The following is a 316-nucleotide window of genomic DNA, read 5'->3' on the forward strand; positions in this document are numbered from 1 at the left end:
GGCCGCCGAACGATTGCGACAGCCGCGCGGACAGCCGCTGCCACAGCGGCGGCGGCCGGCGCCACGGGCGCGTGAGGTCGGCGCGCGTGACGATGCCGATCAATCGGGCCTCGCCGTCGACCACCGGCAGCGCTTTCACGCGATGGCGATCGAGCAGCGTCAGCGCGGCGGTCACCGACGTGGACGGCGAGACTTCGATTGCGTGCTTCGTCATCAGGTCCGCGCAGCGCAGCTCGCCGAACGTGCGCGTATACGCCTGCATTTCGGTTTCGCGCAGCAGCGTTTCGAGGTCGTCCGGATCGACGTCGAGCCATTC

Annotated in this window: 1 protein-coding gene; it reads right to left on the reverse strand. The window is 69.6% G+C overall.

What is annotated here, in order from left to right:
• Positions 1-316: CBS domain-containing protein (locus SB751_RS29150; RefSeq protein ID WP_410748927.1), on the reverse strand; the 316-nt coding region annotated here is incomplete at both ends.

Source organism: Cupriavidus sp. SIMBA_020, from assembly GCF_046535395.1.
GTDB classification, from domain to species: Bacteria; Pseudomonadota; Gammaproteobacteria; order Burkholderiales; family Burkholderiaceae; genus Cupriavidus; species Cupriavidus campinensis.